2 protein-coding genes are annotated in these 1,498 nt (G+C 33.4%); both read left to right on the top strand.

The window, feature by feature from the left end; translation table 11 throughout:
- The first annotated feature begins 478 nt into the window (after positions 1-478).
- A complete protein-coding gene (locus BFP75_RS22575; protein ID WP_262497621.1) occupies positions 479-601 on the top strand; it encodes a hypothetical protein in 123 nt (40 codons plus the stop codon).
- Positions 602-610: 9 nt separating this feature from the next.
- On the top strand, positions 611-1,309 hold the full coding sequence (locus tag BFP75_RS17580) for a hypothetical protein (protein WP_099546657.1): 699 nt from the start codon (positions 611-613) through the stop codon (positions 1,307-1,309).
- Positions 1,310-1,498 lie beyond the last annotated feature (189 nt).

Here is a 1,498-nt window from a genome sequence, read left to right as displayed (position 1 = left end):
CTGGTATCACAACAACTTGAAAACGAGATCTAAAGTCTCACAGAACTGAACGTGATTTAAGTAGTAAAAGAGAGAGGATTATCAATGTTGTCGAAGTCGTAAGCTTCACCGTGTATAGTAACCTTAATTCTCTCTTTTGTTCTTTCTGATTAACACATCAATTTAAAGAGAATCAAACTTAAGCCGTGTATAATTAATTGCTTTTTTCAGCTTACTTGCGAATATTCCTACGGAATATTCACGGGTTCGTAAAAGTTTACTAATTTAGTTGCTGAACCACGCAACTAACCATACACAAACACGTTGGCATTCATTAAAAAAACAGAAACACAAAAAAAATTAGAAGATATTTAAGAAATCCTTAGAGGTAGCCTCTTTGCACTGCAATGGTTTTGTTCCAGTAGTCTTTTTAGTAATTAGTTTAATAATTTTAAGGTTCATTTTGAGCCAAATAACCAATAAAAAAAAGGAAACAGATATGGAGCAAGTTAAAAAAAGAGTCAATAAAGTCAGAACAAAAGTAATGAATGGAGTAACATCTACAATTGAAACAGTTTGGGCTATTGGAACATCCATTGCAGGCACTGATGTGCTTAAATAATAAAAATAAATGACCGAAAAATTTACATTCCCAAATGCTGGAATACATATTGTTTCTCATAAAATAGGCGAAGCGGACTATTTCTTATCGAAATTGAAGGAAACACATTCTTGGGACAATGAATATAACTATATTTTTAGTGCCTATGTAAGTGCATTAAGAAGTATCACTTTTACATTACAATTCGTAATGAGAAAATATCCAGAATTTGATGAATGGTATAAAATAAGACAAGAAAGATTAAGGAAAAGCGAAGTTGCTAAATCGTTTGTTGAATTTAGAAATCACGCACAGAAAACAGGAGTTATTCCAATAGCAAAAGAGCAGAGTATTTTTGAAGGAATATTTTACGATTCTGACCAATTTTATGTTCCAACAAATTCTGAGATTAAAAGTGTTCCAAGCGGAAATGTTATTGATTTATCGGAAAGATGCTTAATTGAAGTATTAGAAGTCGTAGCAGAATGCTATAAGGACTTTGATGTATATATTGACCCAAGAGTATTATTTACTCAAAGAGCTCTGAAAAAATTAAACTGGACGATTGAGGATTTAGAAGAATTCGTTGGAATACCGAAAGGGTATACCGATATGGATTATGAAGACACTGAAATGTCAAATGATGAAATTCGATTGAAATTACTTAGAAAACAAGGTGGAGACGAAACATTACAAGTCTACATTGACAAATATTTATTGGAAAAATAACGAAATGCCAACAATGGTAACCGTTGCACAAGATATTAATCCGTGAAAAAATGGATCCGTACAAGCCTCTTTACGGGGCTTTTTTTGGTCCGCCTTAGATTGGCAGCGCTAATCTTGGATGCCTTACAAAAGCACCGAACAACGGTTCAAGGGCACTTTTGGCCCATCTTGCCAAAGCTGGTGTCATTA

It is taken from the genome of Maribacter sp. 4G9, assembly GCF_002742265.1.
GTDB lineage: Bacteria > Bacteroidota > Bacteroidia > Flavobacteriales > Flavobacteriaceae > Maribacter.
This window is presented reverse-complemented; position numbering and strand designations above follow the sequence as displayed.